The organism is Pontibacter anaerobius, assembly GCF_026241195.1.
In the GTDB taxonomy this organism is placed as follows: Bacteria; Bacteroidota; Bacteroidia; order Cytophagales; family Hymenobacteraceae; genus Pontibacter; species Pontibacter anaerobius.
In genome coordinates, this window is sequence record NZ_JAPFQO010000001.1 from 378,529 (window position 1) to 398,946 (window position 20,418).

The window sequence follows — 20,418 nt, forward strand, 5'->3', positions numbered from 1 at the left end:
AACTGTAGTTGCTAAAACGTGTGCAATTTAAAGGGTGGCACACAGGCGTTTATGTTCAACCTATACCAGATAGTGCCTATGGGCGAACATTATCTTTTTATGAAGAAGCATGTCGGGAAGCCGTTCAGGTTACCTGCGACGGGTTATTTTTTTAGGCACAGAATAAACTCGTTTTGAAACATGCACGTATTGTCATATCAACATATACTTTGTAGAATCATGCAAACACATTTATCGAAAATTAAGAGACTTGCTTTCGCACTCGTGTTCCTGCTCATAGCAGGCCCCGAAGTTTTTGCGCAAAGCTCTGATCAAAAAACAAACCTGCAGATATACGGCAGTGCCTTACAATACAAAGGTGACCTGGACGGTGAGGACGAGTTCAGCAAGATAGAGTGGGGTGGTGGCCTCGGGCTAAACCGCTACATCAGCCCTTCTTTTGATGGCGGCTTGCACCTGACCTATGGTAGCGTGGAAGATGATGGCCCGGGTGGCAACTTCGATGCGCAGATGGGTACAGTCCTGCTGAACCTGCGCCTTAAAATGTACGGCAATATTTTAAAAGAAGACGCCTTTATCGGCCCTTACCTGCAGGTTGGAGGTGGCGGCGCCTGGGCCAAGACCGATGCCATGCGCAGCGATGGTACCATGCAGGAAGACGATAAGTTTTTTACCACAGCCCTTAGAGGCGGCGGTGGTATCCGCTTCCGTTTCTCCGATGCCGTTAGTGCTTTCGTAGAGACAAACTACATGATCATCGGCCAGGATAAGATTGATGGCTACGATGTAGGTGAAAACGACCGTTTTCTGATGCATAACGTTGGTCTGGGTTTTAACCTGGGCAAAGCCAAAGACACAGACGCTGACGGTGTGCCGGACAGAAGAGATGACTGCCCAGACACCCCAACCGGTGTGCAGGTTGACAAAAACGGTTGCCCTGTTGACACAGACGGAGACGGTGTGGCTGACTACCAGGATGAGTGCCCTGGCGAGGCTGGCGTTGCTAACCTGAACGGTTGCCCTGACAGAGACGGCGACGGTGTTGCCGACAAAGACGACCAGTGCCCTGATGAGGCTGGTACTGCCGCTACAAACGGTTGCCCAGACTCTGACAGCGACGGCGTAGCAGATGCCAGCGACAACTGCCCGGATACGCCTGCCGGTGTGCAGGTTGGCCCGGATGGCTGTCCAGTGGACTCTGACGGTGACGGTGTTCCGGATAACGAGGATGCTTGCCCTAACTCAGCAGGTACAATGGAAACCAAGGGTTGCCCAGAACTGGATGAGGCTACGATGAAACTGATCGAAGAGAAAGTACGCTTCGAGTTCGACAGAGCCAGAGTTCAGGATAGCTATAAGCAGCTGTTGGATAGCATTACCGTGGCGCTGCAGAAATACCCAGACCACGTACTGCTGATCAAAGGCCACGCTGACTACATCGGTTCTGAAGAGTACAACCAGGCACTGTCTGAGCGTAGAGCAGAGGCTGTGAAGGAGTACCTGATCCAGCAAGGTGTGCAGAACCCAGACAGACTCGTGACGAAAGGCTATGGCGAAACGCAGCCACTTGTAAAAGTGAACGAGCGCCTGTCACGTCGCAGAACTGAGAAAGAGCGTGCTCAGAACAGAAGGGTAGGCTTTGAGATGAATACTCCGGACATGCAGTTAGACATGGAATAACGGGAGTTAAATAAAAACAGAAAGCGCCGCCGGCATATGCCGGCGGCGCTTTCTGTTTTTATACTTCAAGTATAAGCCAACACTTTAGCCACAGCTATACTTTTTGTTTACTGCGGCGCTTTATACTTTCAGATTGAAGTATAAAGCGCCGCCCTTGTAGCAAGAGCGGGGTTTATACTTTAATGCTGGTTTATACTTTAGGATTAACCTCTCTGAGCAAGCAGGTACAGCACCGCCATACGTATGGCTACGCCATTTTCAACTTGATTCAGTATGATGGAGTGATGCGAGTCTGCGGCATCGGAGCTAAGTTCCACGCCACGGTTTATAGGGCCCGGGTGCATCAGCACGATCTCTTTGTTCAGGCTATCCAGCATTTTCTTGTCGATGCCATAGTATAGCGTGTACTCGCGCAGCGACGGGAAATACTTCATTTGCTGGCGCTCCAGCTGGATGCGCAGCACGTTGGCCACATCGCACCAGGCCAGGGCCTTGCGCACATCTGTCTCCACCTTTACGCCCAGCTCTTTGATATACTTTGGCAGCAGCGTGATCGGGCCGCACACCATCACCTCGGCTCCCTGCTTCTGTAGGGCAAAAATGTTGGAAAGCGCTACCCGCGAGTGCAGGATATCCCCGATGATCACTACCTTTTTACCGGCTACCTCGCCTAAACGCTCTCTGATAGAGAAAGAATCAAGCAGGGCCTGCGTTGGGTGTTCGTGGGTGCCGTCGCCGGCGTTCACGATATTGGCCGGTATGTACTTGCTCAGGAAGTGCGGGGCGCCGGGGCTGGAGTGGCGCATCACGATCATGTCCACTTTCATGGCCAGGATGTTGTTCACCGTGTCCAGCAGGGTTTCGCCTTTCTTTACGGAACTGCCGCTGCTGCTGAAGTTGATCACGTCGGCAGAGAGGCGCTTTTCGGCCAGCTCAAAGGAGAGGCGTGTGCGCGTGGAGTTCTCGAAAAAAACGTTGGCGATGGTGATGTCTCGCAGCGAAGGCACTTTCTTGATCGGCCTGTTCAGTACATCCTTAAAATTATCGGCAGTCTCAAAAATGAGCTGGATGTCCTGGGGGGTGATGTCTTTGATACCTAACAGGTGCCTGACGCTGAGCTCTTGCATGTATGAGTAAGTTTATTCGTCGGTTTTGGTAATTAGCCAGATGGCATCTCCTTCGGCCTGCTGTTCCTTCCACTCTACCAGCACCCGTTGGCTTAGCAGCGAGTTTACCTGCCGGCCCACGTAAGTAGGTTGTATGGGCAGGTGGCGTGTGTAGAGGCGGTCTATCAGCACCAGCAACTCCACGCTTGCCGGGCGGCCATAGGCAATCATGGCATCCAGGGCGGCGCGCACGGAGCGGCCCGTGTACAGCACGTCATCCACCAGGATCACTTTTTTGCCTTCCACCAGAAAATCGATTTTAGTGGCATTGGCGGCAATCGGAGTGTCGCGGCGTCGGAAATCGTCGCGGTGAAAGGTGGTGTCGAGGAGGCCGGTTGGTACTTGCTTACCCAGTATGCCTTGCAAGGTGCGCTGAATACGCTGCGCCACATACTTACCGCGCGGCTGCAGGCCCAGGATCACAGAGTCAGAAAAGTCGCCATGGTTCTCGATGAGCTGGTGGCACAGGCGCATCACCATGATTTCGAGCAGTTGATGGTTTACGATGAGTCTTTTCTGCATAGCCGGAAGAATTAAACGCAAATATAGAAAGGATTGGGGGAGTTAGAAAGTTAGAGCGATAAAGAGTTAGGGGGGGGAGGATTTTGGATGAGTGAATTCAGAATGTATGAAGGTAGGAAACGTACTCATTTTTCCCAACCCATCATCCTGAACATGCTGATCCGGATAACCAGCCTCCCTAAAACGTGATCTTATTGATGTAAAACACCTGCCGGGTGCCGCTCTCTTTATTTCGGATACGCTGGAAACCGAAAGCGGCCATACTGTTGCCGTACCACCGGATAATGCCGGGATACTCGGTGCTCTGGATTTTCTCGTTTTCCTCGTAAGGCATCAGCTCCAGCTCTGTTTTCTCGTCGTTGTAAAGGTCATCGTTCATCAATTGGTAGACGATCTTGCTGTTTTCGGGGTAAGCCATCACCACGCGCCCGTCTGCCAGGTGCTGCACCTCCACCGTGTGCCTCAGCTCGCTGCTGGTAACGCCGGTCAGCGGAAAGGCATTGTCCCAGAGGAGAATTCCGTTTTTGTCGAAGCCGAGGGCCACGGCGTGGCTGCGCTTGTATTCATCTGCCAGTCTGTAAAGCGTGAGAGCCTGCGGGGTTAAGCCTAAGTTGCTGCTGCGGGGGCTGCTGTATTGCGGATAGTAGGCCTCGGCTGCCAGAATGTACCCGGTGGGGGTAACGATGAGGTCGTGGAGGAGTAGGCGGTAGTTAAAGCCGGAGTTGCGGCCGGTCTGCAGGCGTTTCTCCTCACGGCGGCGGGTGCGTGCTTCGCGGTTCGGTTTCATGTACTTCAGGAAGTTCTTGAGTTGCAGCACACTGTAAAAGTTGCCTTCCACTACGCGCGAGGCCAGCGGGGTGGCGTAAAAGCCCTGGGCAAAGCGTAAGTCGCGTGTGCTGTACGTGCCTAGTAACATCTTCTCGGTAGTATCGCCGGGGGTGATTTCAGCGTTCAGCAGGTTCACGTTCTCCCGCTGAAGTATAAAGTAGTTGTTGAGTAGTTTGCCATTCGCATCGAAGCTCTTTACCTGCAGCCTGGATACGCGGCCGTTGGATTCGGTGATAACGGCATCCACGCGGTTCTGCTCATGGTCGGCCAGCAGGTCCGAGAAAGTAGACTCCTCGCCATAAACGGAAGGTAGCGGCGTAACCTCCCCAGAATCCGGGTTAAGGTGCAGCAGCAGCGGCTTACGGTCTTTACGGTTGCGCCCAATAATGAAGTATTTATCCTGCAGTACCTTGTACTCGTAAATGGCCTCCAGGGGCTCTATGGTAAATTGCTTATGCCAGGTTTTGCCGGTTTTATGGTGCAGGCGCACAAAAGTATAATCGCGTAGGTTATCGCCACTGAAACACAGGTAAGTATAGGGGCCGGTTGTGTAGTAGCGGATATAATCGCTGTCGGGCGCCAGGGCGGCTGTGTCTGTCCATACTTCCTCCAGACGGCTGTTATACTTGGTGAAATGGAACGTGGCCTCGGTTTCCCAGGTATTGCTGGTTTTGTGGTACACCAGCAGGCTACTGTCGGGCAGGGCGATTACCTCTGCCTCCACATCTTCCGTGGTAAAGGGCAGCTCCAGGCGTATAGGCTGCGCAGGGGGCTCCTGTGCCAGCAGCGGCACCAGTACAAGCGAAAACAGCAGGGTAAGCAGGTAGCGCATGTATAGCATAGTGTCAGGGGGTAAGTGCTATCCGGTGACGGAATTGTATAAAATAGCAGCTACTGCATTTTACTGCAAATAGCTGCTATTCGTTGCTTTAGCCCTGTTATTTATGGTTTAGTTGCCCAGCGCCAGCAATACGTCAAACTCCTCGGGTTTTAGCGGCATCACAGAGAGCCGCGACTGGCGCAGCAGTGCGATGTCCTGCAAGCGCTCATCCTTTTTAATCTGCTCCAGTGTTACGGGCTCCTTAAAATCGCGGAAAGGCACCAGGTCTACCACCACCCATTTGCCTTTGTCATCTTTGGCGGTGGGGTCTGGGTAGGCGGCTTTGTCTACCTTGGCGATGCCCACGATTGCTTTCTCTGAGACGCTGTGGTAGAACAGCACCAGGTCGCCGGGCTGCATTTGCTGCATGTTGTTGCGGGCCTGATAGTTGCGCACGCCATCCCACATAGTGCGGCCGTCTTTTACCAGATCGGCCCAGGAATATGTTTCAGGTTCTGATTTTACTAACCAGTGTTGCATGTGTAAAGGTGAATTATAAAGTATGATTTAGGATGATTGGATGTTAGCTCTTTCGTTTTTTACAATATGTAGCTTTAGCTGAACGAAGGCAGTGCCAGCCAGCAAGCCGTAAAGTAAAAACATGATTGGAGAGGAAGCAACTCCAGCTAAGTGCAGTGAAACAACAAGTAAGAATAGGAGGGCACAGATTTTTCTTCTAATTGCTGCAGATAGGTTCTCAAATGTACTCATGCCCGGCTAAAAGTATGAAGTAGGAGTAAAACTAGTTCTTCTTGATTTTCTGCCTCCTGCGCTGGTAATGGATAAGGTCGTCGGAGAGCAGGGCCAGCAGCATGCCGCTGATGAGGCCGCCCCAGAAAGTATCCAGCACGCGGGCAAGTATAAGTATAAAAACAAGCACCTGTAAGCCTGCTTTCAGCTGAATCTTGCGCTCCGGACTTAGGTCTGTGTAAGCTTTTATGAGTCCTGCAATTCTTTTGCTGTAGCTTGCCGAGTGCCTGAAAAACCGCTGAGCCTCCATCTCGAACTGCACCAGCAGCACCCCTAGCACCAAACCCCCGAAAAAGCTGATGAACAGATCGGCTACCGCGAGCACCATAAACAGCAGAAGCAGCAACATGGCCGTTCTGGTCCGGGTCGATTTCGATAGCTTTTCGTAGTTCAGCATGGTGTAACTCATATACTTATAAAGTACAGATAACGTTTGGTATTATTCTATTCTCTTTACTTTAAGCTGCTCCTTGCCCAGCTGCACGATCTGGATCTTATACTCATTGGGCGGAGGGCTGCCTTGTGCCATCCTGATCTGCACCAGGTCTTTCTCCAACTGCTCCCATTCTCCGGTTTCTTCCTGCAGGCCGTCGGTAGGGGCTATCTCGTATCTTTTAAACACACCGCCGGGCTCCAGGCTAAATCCGGTGCGCCCACGCGACGGCGGAAAATCAAAGGTGTTGGGGCGGTATACCCATAGTCCTTCTTCGTCTTCCTCAAACGAGTGCAGCCATATTTTACCGGCCAGCTGCGCGGCCACTTTGTCGTTTTTCTTGCAGGTAGCCGCCATAAAAAGCAGGCACAGCAGGCAAAGCACGGAAATATATCTCATAAGTATAAATCGGGTTTAGTGCTAAGATAGGGAATAAGGGTGGTATATGTAAGTATAAGCATACAACTATTGTGGCCCTGGGATGATAACGGCAGTAATAAAGGATTATTACGAAATAAAGTAGAAGGAGGGCGGGAGAGGTTGGCTGGCAAGCCAAAGGTTTGGCCGCTTTTCCTATCTTTGTAACACACAGACAAGACTCAGGCTTTGGAAAACAAGAAGATCATAAAACAGTTTAAGCTGGCGGCCGAGCTCATGGAGCTGCACGACGAAAATCCGTTCAAGATACGCTCGTACACCAATGCGGTGGGGGCGCTGGAACTGGTGGAGGAACCGCTGGAAACCATGACGCAGGCGCAGCTGGAAAGTATACAGGGCGTTGGCAAGGGCATTGCCGCCAAGATCGTGGAGATGAACGAGAAAGGCTCCTTCGACGAGCTGGACCAGATGCTGCAGGTAACCCCGAACGGTGTGGTGGAGATGCTGCGCATAAAAGGCATCGGCCCGAAGAAAGTGCGTAACCTCTGGAAGGAGCTGGGCGCTGAAACTGTGGAGGAGCTGCTGGAGGCCTGCGAGCAGGATAAAGTAAGCAAGCTGAAAGGCTTCGGGGCCAAGACCCAGGAGAACATTAAGCAAGCACTGCTCTTTACCCAGCAAAACCGTGGAAAATTATTGTTTGCCGAGGCCGATCTGATGGCCGATGAGCTGCTGCAAAGTATAAAATCTGCCGTGCCGGATGCGCAGGTGGAGTTGGTGGGGGAGATGCGCCGTCGCATGGAAATCATCACTACACTGCAGTTTATACTTGCCACCGATGTCCCGGTGCAGGCCCATGAGGCTTTGCAAGGTATGGCCGCACTGCAGGAAGACGAAAAAGCCTCCGGACCTTTTGCCTGGCGTGGCTCGCTTACTGAAAGCGGCATGCCGGTGGAGGTGAGGCTGGTGCCAACGGAGCGCTTTGCCAACGAAATGCTGCTGCACTCTTCTGCCCCTGAGCACCTGGCGCAGTATTTTACAAGCAGCACGAACCTGTTGACGGTAGTGCGCGAGCAAGGCTATACTTCGGAGGCGGATATTTACAAGTCGGCAGGCATGGCTTATATTGAGCCGGAATTGCGCGAGGGCACGAACGAGCTGGAACTGGCGCTGCAAAACAAACTGCCCAAGCTGCTAGAACTGTCCGACCTGAAAGGCATTCTGCACAACCACAGTACCTACTCTGATGGCGCGCATACCTTGGAGCAGATGGCTACCCACTGCCGAGAGATGGGCTACGAGTATTTGGGCATCTCCGACCATAGTAAAACCGCCTCGTACGCTGGTGGTTTGCGCGAGGGCGATGTACTGCGCCAGCAAAAGGAGATCGACGAGCTGAATAAAAAACTGGCTCCGTTCAGGATCTTTAAAGGCATTGAGTCTGATATTCTGGGCGATGGCTCACTGGATTATGATGCGGATATACTGAAAACCTTTGACTTTATTGTGGCCAGCATCCACAGCAGCCTGAACATGGACGAGAAAAAGGCCACCACGCGCCTGATCACGGCCATTGAAAACCCTTACACCACCATGTTGGGCCACCCGACTGGTCGACTGCTGCTGCGCCGCGAGGGCTACCCGATCAACCATAAAATGGTGATCGACGCCTGCGCCGCAAATAATGTCATCATCGAGATTAACTCCAACCCGTGGCGTTTAGACTTAGATTGGCGCCACGTGCAGTATGCTTTGGAGAAGGGTGTGATGCTAAGTATAAACCCCGACGCCCACCACACCAGCGGCTACGACGACATGAAGTACGGTGTGCTGGTTGGCAGAAAAGGCGGCCTAACCAAGGAAATGACCTTCAACGCCAAGCCGCTGGAGGAAGTGGAGAAGTACTTTAAAGAGCGGAAGGAGAAGATAAAGTAAGCATCGCACTCATATAAAGTTTCGCAAAATATAGTAATCTCCCCGCCCCTTCAAAGGGTGACTTTTTAGTAAGTATAATTCCCCTCTTGGGAGGGGTAGGGGTGGGTAACCAATTATAACCGTTAAAATGAAAATCAAACTCGCCCTTATGGCATTGTTGTTCGGCTGCTTTAGCTGCAGCAGTGCCCAGCAACAACAGCCGGATTTCTCTTTTAAAGATTATAAAGCTGTTCCTGCAACGCTTGCCACCCGACAGGATTCATCTATCGCTTTCGTCAACTACATACTTGATGATAAGTATGAGGAAGCGGAGATTATTTATCCTGAGATGTTTAAGATAGATGTGTCTGCGTTTATGAATAGAGGGCCTGGCTATGAACCATATTTGGGGGATGTTGGTGAGTTTGTTCTTGATTATAAAACGTCACATGATATAATGTCGCTTACTGTATTTTTAGAGAACAAGTATAATGCGCACAATAATGTCTATGATATGGGCTTAAGGGCGAGTCTAAGGAAGGACTCAACCAATGTTGCTGCCATGCTCCTTTTGGCAAAGCTGCGTTATGAAAACGGCATCGCAGATGATGCTTACTTTATTGTGCAGCAAATGATGAAGCAGGAGCCGGAGAACGAGAAAGTAAGGGAATTGCATACTTGGTTTCAGGATAACCATGAGCCAATAGGCAGTAATTTGCCAAGCTTTGATGCTTTCATCAAAGAGGAAGTGTATTACCGTGAATAAAATTAAAGCAGCTGCTTCAAGCTTTTAGCTTGGAGCACATATGAGGCAAGCTTTCAGCTTGCGAAAAATTGTTAACAGCCACAACACCGTAAGCTGAAAGCTTACCCCAAGTATAGCCACAAGTTGAAAACTTGCGGCAGCGTTCGATTAAAGTATTAAATGCCAAAGATTCTCATACTTCGTTTTTCCTCCATCGGCGACATTGTGCTGACTACGCCCGTTATCCGCTGTATAAAGCAGCAGGTGCCGGGGGCGGAGGTGCACTACGTTACCAAAAAAGCCTTCCAAAGTATACTTGCCAACAACCCCTACGTGAACAAGGTGCATGTGCTGGGCGAGAAACTGGGCGACCTGGTGCAGGAGCTGAAGGCGGAAAACTTCGACTACGTGGTGGACCTGCACAACAACCTGCGCACCCGCGTGATTAAGGCAAGGCTGGGCAAGCCGAGTCGTAGCTTTAACAAGCTTAACTACGAGAAATGGCTGATGGTAAACTTCAAGCGCAACCGTCTGCCCGACGTGCACATTGTGCAACGCTACATGGATGCCGCAGCAGCCTTGGGCGTGAAAGACGATGGCCAGGGCCTGGATTACTTTATACCTGCCCCGGATGAGGTGGATGTCCATACTTTGCCCGCAGGTTTTCAGAACGGTTATGTGGCCTTTGCCATCGGGGCGCAGCACTACACCAAGCGCCTGCCCACTGAGCGTATTATAGAACTTTGCGAGCGCCTGCAGCAGCCGGTTATACTTTTGGGAGGCAAGGAGGATGCTACCACCGGCGACGAGATAGCCGCTCATTTTTCCGGGATAAAGTTACCAACCATCATCTACAACGCCTGCGGCAAGTATAACCTGAATGGCTCTGCCTCGTTGGTGAAACAGGCAAAGCAGGTGGTGAGCCACGACACGGGCCTGATGCATATTGCGGCGGCTTTCCAGAAAGAGATCATCAGTGTGTGGGGCAACACCATTCCTGAGTTTGGCATGTACCCCTTCCGGACAAAGTATAAAGTACTGGAGGTAAAAGGCCTGAGTTGCCGGCCCTGCTCCAAAATCGGCTACAGCAAGTGCCCGAAAGGCCATTTTAAATGTATGCGCGATATCTCATTTGAGGATATTGAAATCAGATAGTGAAAATTGAAAACTATGGCCAAATATAACTTAACCTGGCAGGATACGGATGTGCAACTATTGGAGGCGATGCTTTTAGCATCCGGCGAAGAAGGTGGGGCGCCGCTGCACGAAATTCTGCTCATGGCCGATGCCGTGGACGGAACCGTGCTGACGCATGCCGATGTAGAGCAGGGGCTGGAGAAGCTGATGTCGGTGGGGTATGTAGCTATCAAAAAGAACAAGCTCCTGCTCACGCCTGCCTTTCTGCAGGACTACGAAAGTATAGACGGTGCTGAGGATGAGCGTAAAGCGCTGGAGCAACTGCTGCAAACCAAAGAGCTAAAGGCCGAGAACCTCGACGAACCCAAGATCCTAATTAAGAAGTATAAACTCAAGAACCAGTATCAGGCTTACCTGGAGCAGTTTGGAGGGGAAGAATAGGCAATTTGCAAATTGGTGAAAACAGAAAAGCCGCTGACTTAATCAGCGGCTTTTCTGTTTCTGGGTAAGGATCTTTAAGAGATCTTCTCGAACCCTAAGTATGGGTGCAGCACTTTCGGCATGTTGATGCCGTCCGGGGTTTGGTTATTCTCAAGTATAGCCGCTACAATGCGTGGCAGGGCCAGGGCGCTACCATTCAACGTATGCAGCAGTTGCGTTTTGCCCGACTCGGTTTTGTAGCGTAGCTTCAGGCGGTTGGCTTGGTAGGTCTCAAAGTTAGAGGCAGAGCTAACCTCCAGCCAGCGGCCCTGGGCAGCAGAGTATACTTCCATGTCGTAGGTTAGGGCAGAGGTAAAGCCCATATCGCCGCCGCAAAGGCGCAGCACGCGGTAAGGCAGCTCCAGTTTCTGCAATAGCCCCTGTATATAGCTGCTCATCTCCTCCAGCGCCTCGTAAGATTTCTCCGGCAGCGTAATCTGCACAATCTCCACTTTATCGAACTGGTGCAGGCGGTTCAGGCCGCGCACATCGGCACCCCATGAGCCGGCCTCGCGGCGGAAGCAAGGTGTATGGCCAGTATTTTTGATCGGCAATTGCTCCACCGGAACAATCTCATCGCGGTACATGTTTGTAATAGGAACCTCCGCTGTAGGGATCAGGTACAGGTTATCTGCCGTGGCATGATACATCTGTCCATCCTTATCGGGCAACTGGCCCGTGCCGTAGCCAGAGGCCTCGTTTACCACAATCGGTGGCTGCACCTCCATGTATCCGGCCTTCATGGCCTCGTCTAAAAAGAAGTTAATGAGCGCGCGCTGCAAACGGGCACCCTGCTTCTTGTAAAACGGGAAACCGGCTCCGGATACCTTGTTGCCCAGCTCAAAATCTATGATGTCGTATTTCTGGATAAGCTCCCAATGTGGTTGCGCGCCTTCGTGCAGCTGCGGAATTTCACCGTGCTCCAGCACCACCTCGTTGTCTTCGGCGCTTTTGCCAAACGGTACGCTCTCGTGCGGCAGGTTAGGCAGCTTGTAGAGGGCTTTCTGGATTTCGTCTTCTATGGAGGAGAGCTGCTCAGCTAAGGATTTGGTCTGCTGCTTCAGTTCGGTGGTTTCGGCTTTGGCGGCTTCGGCCTTCTCGCGCTCTCCGTTCTTCATCAGCATGCCGATCTCCTTGGAGATGGCATTGGCGCGGCTCTGCAGCGAGTCGTGCTCGTTCTGGACCTGGCGACGCTTCTGGTCGAGCTCCAGTAGAGCGGCAACTTCATCGGCCGCGTTTTTGTAGTTTTTCTTGTTCAGCCCGGCAATTACCTGCTCGGTCTGCTCTCTTAAAACTGTTAGCTGTAGCATAGTAAAGTATAATGTATAAACACAAAAATAGAGCTTTTTAACTATTTAGCGGCTTTTACGAAATCTTTTAAACAAATTTTGAAACTTTTTATCTAAAACCACCGCTAATATTTGTTAATTAAAAGGCATTGCAATAACATTGCGGTACAATTGAAGAAGGCCCTTTTTCCCGTGCCTGTCTGACTCTTTCGCAACCTATTCTATTTTCCTGATTTAAAAGAAAATCTCTCGCTTTGTTCGCTCACCGCGAAACCTGGCAAGTTAAGTTAACTACCATACCATTATTTATGTACAAAATTGAAGAATTGAAAGATAGGCTTCTTTCAGAACTCAAAGAAATTGCTGAGCACTTGGGTGTTAAAAACTTTAAGAAACTCAGCAAACAAGACCTCATTTACAAGATCCTCGATCAACAAGCCGTTACCCCCTCCGAGAAAATATCAAAAGAATACAATCGCACCTCTCAAAGCGAATCGTCTGGTAGTGTTGCAACAGTTGAAAGTGCAGTTGCTGTAGAAGAAGAGAGAACCCCAGAAGCTCCGGTTAGAGAAAAACGCCAGCGCACACATGCAGCTGCCCGTACCGATGAAAGAACTCAGACGGCAGTGGCAACTGAGGCCCCGGCAAAAGACCACGGCGCACAGGCTGGCCGTGAGCGTGTTCGCCGCGACAACAGAGAGGAAAGCCGTACTGATAACCGCGAGAGCCGCGGCAGCGATAACAGAGGAGATAGAGAGAGCCGCAACGACAACCGCGGAAATGATAATCGCAGTGACAACCGCGACAACCGCGATAACCGTGGCAACGACAGCAGAGAGAGCCGCAGCAACGATCGTAGTGATAACACGCGCCGTAGCAGCCAGCAGAACGCTGCCAATACAAGTAACTTTAAAGAGTTTGACGGTATTATCCTGAACGAGGGAGTGCTGGAACTGATGCAGGATGGCTATGGCTTCCTCCGTTCTACGCACTACAACTACCTGGCCTCGCCGGATGATATCTATGTTTCTCCATCGCAGATAAAGCTTTTCGGCCTTAAAACCGGAGATACTGTAAAAGGGCAAATCAGACCTCCGAAAGAAGGAGAGAAGTACTTTGCCCTGCTGAAGGTGGAAACCGTAAACGGACGCACCACAGAGGAGATCCGTGACCGTATCCCGTTCCAGCACCTGACGCCGCTTTTCCCGGAAGAGCGCCTGAAACTGACCACACGCCCAAGCCAGCTTTCAACCCGTATTCTCGATCTTTTTGCCCCTATTGGTAAAGGCCAGCGTGGTATGATCGTGGCACAGCCTAAAACTGGTAAAACAGTGTTGCTGAAGGAGATAGCAAACGCCATCACAGAGAACCATCCGGAAGTATACCTGATGATCCTGCTGATAGACGAGCGCCCTGAAGAGGTTACGGACATGGCCCGCAGCGTAAACGCGGAGGTGATCGCCTCTACGTTCGACGAGACTGCCGACCGCCACGTAAAGGTGTCCAGCATTGTATTGGATAAAGCCAAGCGCATGGTAGAGTGCGGCCACGATGTGGTTATTCTGTTAGACTCTATCACTCGTCTGGCCCGTGCTTACAACACCGTAGTTCCTTCGTCTGGCAAGATCCTGTCGGGTGGTGTGGATGCAAACGCACTGCACAAGCCGAAGCGCTTCTTCGGTGCTGCCCGTAACGTAGAGAACGGCGGCTCCCTGACCATCATCGCCACTGCCCTGATCGATACAGGCTCAAAGATGGACGAGGTAATCTTCGAAGAATTTAAAGGTACCGGTAACATGGAACTGCAACTGGACCGCAAGCTGGCCAACAGACGCGTGTACCCGGCTATCGACGTTCCGGCTTCCGGCACCCGCCGCGAGGATCTGCTGATGGACAGAGACGAGCTGAACCGTATCTGGATCCTGCGCAAGTTCATGTCGGATATGAATTCGATCGAGGCCATGGAGTTCCTGAAAGAGCGTATGAAGGGCACCAAGAGCAACGAGGAGTTCCTGATCTCGATGAACGGATAAGAATAGGAGTTAACTTAACTTATACTTGCAGCCTGCCAGACGTTTGTTTGGCAGGCTGTTTTGTTTTTATACTTGCTTACCTGGCGCAAACGTCCTGCTGTTCCGGACATCCCTGTCCGGAACCTCTCTGCTGCGGATTTCCTAATCCGCATACTTATACTTCTCAGTTTATACTTCCCTAGCCGCTGCTACCTTAAACATGAACTAAGCTATCCTTTCTTTCAGCAGTTCATCATCAGTCTTGCATAACTAAAGTTGCACCTCCCGCCTTGGCTCCCTCCAGCCCGGGAGGGCTCGTCTTCCCGCATCGCGCTGGGAGCTTTTCTTTGCTCGCTATCGCTTTGCAATCCCTTCGGGACCGAAAAACTCCAAAGGCGCTCAACGGAAAGACTGGGAACAGATTCGATAGCTGCTGCCTTTGCTATGAAAAGAGGTCTAAGTCCCCCTTCGAAGGGGGCAGGGGGATGTAATCGCATGCTGAAAATTCCACTCCTCTGGACTAGCCAAAACGAGAGTTTTGAGTTAGCGAGCGTAGCTCTAGGGGTGGGTTAATCGTTCCTTAACTCCTAACAAGTGGGATGACAAGCATCTGCTGGGAAATCCTGTCTATCCACTAATCCTGAAAATCCTGATTCAGAACCTCTCCTTGGCTACAAAGATTACAATTGAGACAGAGCAGTTACTTTCTAATTAGGGAGTGACAACCGTGTTTTAGATAGCAAAAGATATTACTGATGTGGCCAAATCCTTTCCTTTATCCTGAAGCAGTTCTTCTTTCCGGGTTACCACCAAAAACTATACTCCGGCCTTAACAGGAGGTAAAAAGTATAGGTGGTTACAAAGCCGTAGACGATGTGGGCAAAGATGAGGGTGGTGAGGTATGTTTTTAAGGTGATGAGCGGCGGGCGGGGGTGTAGCATAAAAAAGAAATACCAGATCATCATGGCAACCAAACCATGAGCCAGGCCAAAAAGCAGTCCCCACGAGGCAGTTGCCAGCCCCACCCCGGAATTCCACAAAGCTAGGTAGATAACGGCGAAAAAGACTCCTGCAGCGTACTGGGCAAGCGTGCCTGCTACCTTGGTACCGGTAAGCTCCGAAAGGTTTCCGTCGGGGTGGGTGCGGTTCAGAAGCATGGTGCCGAGGATACGAACCACTTTCATCACGCGGTGTGTAACAAAGGAGAGCAAGTACAAAAAAGCAGTCATGGCGGCGGTGCCAGCTATACCCGCCACTACAGCATCTAGAAACTTCATGGGCTTAGAGTTTGTCGCTATACGCTATTACGGATGCAAGTTTAACTTGGCCATATCCTTGCCACCATCATCAATACAAAAGCAGCACTGATGCACAGCGAAGAGATTTTGTTCATTTGCATGGTGTTCTCAAAATTCACCTCGCGCCTATCTTTCTGCGCACGCACCACCCAGCCGGTAAAGAAGTATAAAACCGGTGCCGTGCAGAGCAGGAAGATGAAAATATTACGCACCTGCCCTGTGCTAAAGTATAACCAAAGCAACAACGCCGTGCCCGCCAGCAAACTGACTGCTGCAAACAGGTAAGTACCCTTTACACCTAAAATCAGGCTCAGGGTGCGGTCGCCGCGACGGCTGTCTTCAGCGTGCTGGTAAATTTGGGTAAGGGGGTAGGAGCCGCAGAGAAACAGGGTACTTACCAGGGCAAACCAACTATTTGGCTGTTGCAGCACCTCTTGTAGTTTCAGGCCAACGCCTGCCTGCACCATCACATACGTAAACGCCCCCTGGAAAAAAGTTACCACAAACGTACTCAGGACAGGGTATTTTTTAAGGCGGATGCCTTCGTAACTATAAGCCTTGGAGATAAGAAGGTACAGCGCTACGAAAACGGCAAAAAGAGGCGAAAGCAACAAGCTAAAAAGTATGGCCAATATATCAAACAGCAGTACCAGGTGCATGAGCTGCCGGTTCGGTTTTGGGGGATTCTTTAGCCCGCCAATGCTACCCTCGTCGCGGTCGTAGTAGGAGTTGTAGCCGTTGCTGGCCGGGTACACCAAAATATGCAGCACCAGGAACACCGCCACCGCCCTCCATACATTCACCTGCGGCAAGGTGCTCAGGGCAAACCAGAAGATTGGCATCAGGTACACCGAAAACGGAATGCGCATCAGGGTAAGGGCAGTGCTGTACTTGGCTGTGTTCAATGGCTATGGGTTAAAGATTTTTAAGGACTCTCAGGCTTCTCTACTTTTATACTTTCTACTTCCTCCGGATACCCGAGCAGGTAGATAACATCTTTACCAGGGCCGGTACCTGTGCGGCCGGAGCGCCAGGTATAATTTGGCGCACGAATCTCTGAGGCCATCCGCTCTAGTTGCTCGGGGGTATACATGCGCAGCAGCGAAACTGTGCCGTCCCAGAGAATGCCCAGTGGAATAAGCGGTATAATGTACGTAAAAAAGAGCCTGCTGAGCCTGAAAGGACGGACGAATGGCGTCACCACAAGTATGATAACCGGGAAGAACAGCCAGAGCAGCAGCAGCTCGAGCCAGCTTTTCTTCGCCCCTTCAAAAATACCGATGGCAGCGCACTTGTCGGCGGCGTCCTGAAGTATGGCTTTGGCCAGGTGTGGCGGGAAATGGTGGAAGGAGGAGAAGATGGTGCGCACGCCTTTTACACTTTCGGGCGCGGCGGTGGCATCTACGGGCGTGGGTACAAAACGAATGCTGCCTCCGGAAGTATGCTGCAGGTACTCATAAGCGCCGATGTTGGGGTAAAGGTCTGAGAGGGTAATGGTCACGGGGCTTTCCGTGCGCTGGCTCAACTCCTGCTGAATGGCGGCAATGCCGCCTCCGGCACCTGAGCAAAGATCGGTGATGTGCCGCTGGCCGGTACGCTCCAGCAGCTCCTGCAGCAGTGGCGTGGCAGCCTCATAGGCGTTGAGCCGGGTGATCATGAAGCGCAGGAAATCCAGCATACCCTGCCGGATAACATGTGGGAACCAGCGCTGGTCTTCGAATTCGAAAAGTTGGAGGCGGATGTTCAAAGGGCTGCTTTTTGCTGAAGTACTCTGCAGCAGCGCTAAAGGTTTCCGGAGGGGCAAAAGTATGGGTGCAAGTATAAACGCGGCCGGTTTATACTTGCGCCAAAGTATTAGTACTTAAAACAGGCCCTGTTCACTGGCACCCACCCGCAGGCCATCGCCGGTGTTGCTGAAGAACTGCCAGTACTCCGCCACCGGCTTTTCGGGCTCGGGCAAGACGGAAAGCGTGGAGCCGTCACTGAAGTATAGCAGAAGGCCAAAATCATCCTGCTGCTCGGCGCGCTCCACCACCAGGTTCGGGTTATCGTTCACCAGTTCCATTAGGCGCTGGTCCAGCATGCTGGAGCCGGGCTTCTTCCAGTCCCATACCGGGGTTGGGAGGCCCGCCTCACGCTTACGGATGTACATCTCGCTTTGCTTTATCAGGCCGCCGTCGGCCAGCTGCAGTTCCCAGGGGCAGTTCACGGCCAGGGTAATTTCTCCCACATCCAGCACCAGGCCCTGCGGCGTGGTGTAATGCGTGTGGCCAAAATGGAAATACTGTACGGCTTCGTTACGGGTGGTTTTGTTGAGCGGGAGCCCGATGATCCTGTTAAAAGCCTGCTGTAGTGTATCTTGCATTTTTTTGAAATTCTAAGGAGCGTCTTCTGGAACAAATATAGCCAGCACACGTCAAAGTATAGTCGTTTTGGTAGTATTTACAAAGTAATATAGGATGTACTTCTTGGAAGTTGTGTACAAAAAGTATCTTTGTGATCGTTTTGTTTGAAGTGCGATAGGGAATTTAAAGAAAACAGCCGCTGTTTGCTAAAGATGCCGAAGGAGCAAGAGAAAGTACAAGAACCTAAAACAACATCATCCATAGCCAAGAAGGTGATAGGCTTTGCCTGGAAGACGTTCTTCCTGGGGCTTACCGTGGTTGTGCTGTACCTGCTGAGTGTGGAGCACAACATACTGTACCTGTTTGGAGCCTCGCCGAGTTTGGACAGGCTGGAGAACCCGCGGTCTGACCAGGCCTCCGAGCTTTATACTTCTGACGGACAGCTGATCGGGAAATACTTCCGGGAGAACCGCAGCCCGGTAACTTACAAAAAGCTGTCGCCGCAGTTGGTGCAGGCGCTGGTTGCCACCGAAGACATCCGGTTTTACGAGCACGCCGGCATAGACCCCCAGGCCATCATGTCGGCGGTGTACGGTAGCTTTAGAGGCGAGGCAAGAGGTGCGAGCACCATTACACAGCAGCTGGCCAAGAACCTCTACAAAACCCGCACCGACGACTCCAAAGGTGTGCTGGGCCACATCCCAGGCCTCAATATTGTTATCTCAAAAACCAAAGAGTGGCTTACGGCCATTAAGCTGGAGCAGCGCTATACCAAAGAGGAGATACTGACCATGTACCTGAACACGGTGGATTTCGGATCGAACTCCTTCGGTATAAAAGTAGCGTCCCAAACCTTCTTTAACACCTCCCCGGATAGCCTGAAGGTAGAGCAGGCGGCCGTGCTGGTGGGCCTGCTCAAAGCCCCGACCTACTACAGTCCGCGCTTTAACCCTGAGAACGCCACCCGCCGCCGCAATGTAGTGCTGGGCCAGATGGTAAAGTATGGCTACCTGCCCGAGGCCGAGGCCGACTCTCTGAGTCAACTCCCGCTTGTGTTGGATTATAGTGTGGAGAACCACTACGACGGCCCTGCCACCTACTTTAGGGGCGCCGTGGCCGATTACCTGCAGGAGTGGTGCAAGGAGAATGGCTACGACCTCTACCGCGACGGCCTGAAAGTATACACCACCATCGACTCCAGGATGCAGGCGCACGCTGAGGCGGCCATGGAGGAGCACATGCGCAGGCTACAGCGGCGTTTCGATAATCACTGGGAGGGCAAAAATCCGTGGGTGGACGAGAATAACAAAGAGATACCTGGGTTTATAGAAGAAACCATCAAGCGCACAGCCTATTACCGCCGGCTCAAGAAGAAGTATGGCGATGACACCGCTGCCATTAACAAAGAACTGAACCGCCCGCGCAAGATGAAAGTGTTTACCTGGGAGAACGACTCGCTGGAGAAAACAGTGACCATGAGCCCGCTGGACTCGCTGGCTTACTATAAGCACTTTCTGCATGGCGGCATGATGACCATGGACCCTTTTACAGGCCATATCAAAGCATGGGTGGGCGGCATCAACTTTAAGTACTTTAAGTATGACCACGTGAAACAGGCGCGTCGCCAGCCGGGTTCTACCTTCAAACCCTTCGTGTATGTGGCTGCCATCGACAACGGCTACTCGCCCTGCGATAAGATAGTGGACCAGCGCATTACCATCAACTATGTAGAGAAAGGGAAGAAGAAGAGCTGGTCGCCTACCAACGCGGATTGGGAATACACAGGTGCCCCCATGACGCTCCGGCGGGGTATGGGCAAATCGGTGAATTCCGTTACGGCCAAGCTTACCGAGCAAATCGGCTGGGAAACGGTAGTAAAGTATGCTCACAAACTGGGAATAGAAAGCCCGCTGGAGTCGGTGCCATCCATTGGCCTTGGCCCGAGCGATGTCTCTATCTTTGAGATGGTGGGGGCTTACAGCACGTTCCCGAACCAAGGTTTCCATACCGAGCCCATGTTCATTACCCGCATCGAGGACCAGAACGGTAACCTGCTGTACCAGTTCACGCCGAAGCAGAAGAAGGTGCTGAGCGAGGAGACGGCTTTCCTGATGATGCACATGCTAAAAGGAGGTATGGAGGAGCCGGGCGGCACCTCGCAGGCGCTGTGGGAGTATGACCTCTGGAAAGGCAATGAGATAGGCGGCAAAACAGGCACCACCTCTAACCACTCCGATGGTTGGTTTATGGGCGTAACCAAGGACCTGGTGACGGGCGTATGGGTTGGCGGCGAGGACCGCAGCATACACTTCCGTACCTCGCAGTTGGGCGAAGGCTCCAAAACAGCCCTGCCGGTGTTTGGTTTATACATGGAGCGGATTTATGAGGACAAGGAACTGGGGTACACTATGGGGCGTTTCCCTAAGCCTACGGTTAAGATCAGCAAAAAGTATAACTGCACCACCGTGCTGCCAAAGCCAATGCCGGACTCCACCCAAATAGACTCAGTGCTAGAGCTGCTCAATTTTGGCGATATACTCTAACACAACATACCCAAGTATAAA

18 protein-coding genes are annotated in these 20,418 nt (G+C 51.8%); 7 read left to right on the forward strand and 11 right to left on the reverse strand.

All coding sequences use genetic code 11. The features are described from left to right. Nucleotides 1-219: 219 nt before the first annotated feature. On the forward strand, nt 220-1,680 hold the full coding sequence (locus OO017_RS19885) for an OmpA family protein (protein WP_304608397.1): 1,461 nt from the start codon (nt 220-222) through the stop codon (nt 1,678-1,680). 203 nt (nt 1,681-1,883) lie between these two features. Here OO017_RS19885 and OO017_RS01805 read toward each other — a convergent pair whose 3' ends face one another. The 6 genes from OO017_RS01805 to OO017_RS01830 all read right to left on the reverse strand — a co-directional run bounded on the left by OO017_RS01805 (nt 1,884) and on the right by OO017_RS01830 (nt 6,658). Continuing rightward, complete coding sequence (locus OO017_RS01805; protein WP_266050718.1) at nt 1,884-2,807, reverse strand: aspartate carbamoyltransferase catalytic subunit; 924 nt, start codon at nt 2,805-2,807, stop codon at nt 1,884-1,886. Between the two features lie 12 nt (nt 2,808-2,819). Then, the gene (pyrR, locus tag OO017_RS01810) at nt 2,820-3,368 is read right to left on the reverse strand and encodes a bifunctional pyr operon transcriptional regulator/uracil phosphoribosyltransferase PyrR (protein WP_266050719.1); all 549 of its coding nucleotides are present in this window, start codon (nt 3,366-3,368) and stop codon (nt 2,820-2,822) included. Between the two features lie 178 nt (nt 3,369-3,546). Beyond that, entirely contained in the window at nt 3,547-5,037 is a 1,491-nt protein-coding gene (locus OO017_RS01815) for a hypothetical protein (RefSeq protein ID WP_266050720.1), read from the reverse strand. A gap of 108 nt (nt 5,038-5,145) precedes the next feature. Further along, nucleotides 5,146-5,556: an EVE domain-containing protein gene (locus OO017_RS01820; RefSeq protein WP_266050721.1), complete on the reverse strand. Its 411-nt coding sequence runs from the start codon at nt 5,554-5,556 to the stop codon at nt 5,146-5,148. Nucleotides 5,557-5,818: 262 nt separating this feature from the next. Beyond that, nucleotides 5,819-6,223, reverse strand: a complete 405-nt coding sequence (locus OO017_RS01825) for a hypothetical protein (RefSeq protein WP_266050722.1) — start codon at nt 6,221-6,223, stop codon at nt 5,819-5,821. A 42-nt stretch (nt 6,224-6,265) separates the two neighbouring features. Continuing rightward, the gene (locus OO017_RS01830; protein ID WP_266050723.1) at nt 6,266-6,658 is read right to left on the reverse strand and encodes a hypothetical protein; all 393 of its coding nucleotides are present in this window, start codon (nt 6,656-6,658) and stop codon (nt 6,266-6,268) included. Nucleotides 6,659-6,865: 207 nt separating this feature from the next. Here OO017_RS01830 and polX point away from each other — a divergent pair, with 207 nt between their 5' ends. The 4 genes from polX to OO017_RS01850 all read left to right on the forward strand — a co-directional run bounded on the left by polX (nt 6,866) and on the right by OO017_RS01850 (nt 10,871). Beyond that, nucleotides 6,866-8,569, forward strand: coding sequence for a DNA polymerase/3'-5' exonuclease PolX (polX, locus tag OO017_RS01835; RefSeq protein ID WP_266050724.1), 1,704 nt, complete (start codon nt 6,866-6,868; stop codon nt 8,567-8,569). Nucleotides 8,570-8,696: 127 nt separating this feature from the next. After that, nucleotides 8,697-9,314, forward strand: coding sequence for a hypothetical protein (locus tag OO017_RS01840; RefSeq protein ID WP_266050725.1), 618 nt, complete (start codon nt 8,697-8,699; stop codon nt 9,312-9,314). Between the two features lie 159 nt (nt 9,315-9,473). Next, nucleotides 9,474-10,448, forward strand: coding sequence for a glycosyltransferase family 9 protein (locus OO017_RS01845; RefSeq protein ID WP_266050726.1), 975 nt, complete (start codon nt 9,474-9,476; stop codon nt 10,446-10,448). A gap of 15 nt (nt 10,449-10,463) precedes the next feature. Beyond that, the gene (locus OO017_RS01850) at nt 10,464-10,871 is read left to right on the forward strand and encodes a hypothetical protein (RefSeq protein WP_266050727.1); all 408 of its coding nucleotides are present in this window, start codon (nt 10,464-10,466) and stop codon (nt 10,869-10,871) included. A gap of 74 nt (nt 10,872-10,945) precedes the next feature. On the opposite strand, the gene serS is transcribed toward OO017_RS01850, so the two are convergent. Beyond that, nucleotides 10,946-12,220 carry a serine--tRNA ligase gene (gene serS / locus OO017_RS01855; protein ID WP_266050728.1) on the reverse strand — a complete coding sequence of 425 codons (1,275 nt, stop codon included), beginning with the start codon at nt 12,218-12,220 and terminating at the stop codon, nt 10,946-10,948. A gap of 287 nt (nt 12,221-12,507) precedes the next feature. Between serS and rho the strand changes: the two genes are divergently transcribed. Further along, entirely contained in the window at nt 12,508-14,232 is a 1,725-nt protein-coding gene (gene rho / locus OO017_RS01860; RefSeq protein WP_266050729.1) for a transcription termination factor Rho, read from the forward strand. A 782-nt stretch (nt 14,233-15,014) separates the two neighbouring features. Here the strand turns inward: rho and OO017_RS01865 are convergent. The 4 genes from OO017_RS01865 to OO017_RS01880 form a co-directional block, all read right to left on the reverse strand. Next, complete coding sequence (locus OO017_RS01865) at nt 15,015-15,488, reverse strand: hypothetical protein (RefSeq protein WP_266050730.1); 474 nt, start codon at nt 15,486-15,488, stop codon at nt 15,015-15,017. A 41-nt stretch (nt 15,489-15,529) separates the two neighbouring features. After that, nucleotides 15,530-16,414 carry a UbiA family prenyltransferase gene (locus OO017_RS01870; protein WP_266050731.1) on the reverse strand — a complete coding sequence of 295 codons (885 nt, stop codon included), beginning with the start codon at nt 16,412-16,414 and terminating at the stop codon, nt 15,530-15,532. Between the two features lie 20 nt (nt 16,415-16,434). Then, on the reverse strand, nt 16,435-17,256 hold the full coding sequence (locus OO017_RS01875; protein ID WP_266050732.1) for a class I SAM-dependent methyltransferase: 822 nt from the start codon (nt 17,254-17,256) through the stop codon (nt 16,435-16,437). Between the two features lie 114 nt (nt 17,257-17,370). Next, the gene (locus tag OO017_RS01880; RefSeq protein ID WP_266050733.1) at nt 17,371-17,874 is read right to left on the reverse strand and encodes a hypothetical protein; all 504 of its coding nucleotides are present in this window, start codon (nt 17,872-17,874) and stop codon (nt 17,371-17,373) included. Nucleotides 17,875-18,066: 192 nt separating this feature from the next. Here OO017_RS01880 and OO017_RS01885 point away from each other — a divergent pair, with 192 nt between their 5' ends. Beyond that, entirely contained in the window at nt 18,067-20,397 is a 2,331-nt protein-coding gene (locus OO017_RS01885; RefSeq protein WP_266050734.1) for a penicillin-binding protein 1A, read from the forward strand. The last annotated feature ends 21 nt before the right edge of the window (nt 20,398-20,418 follow it).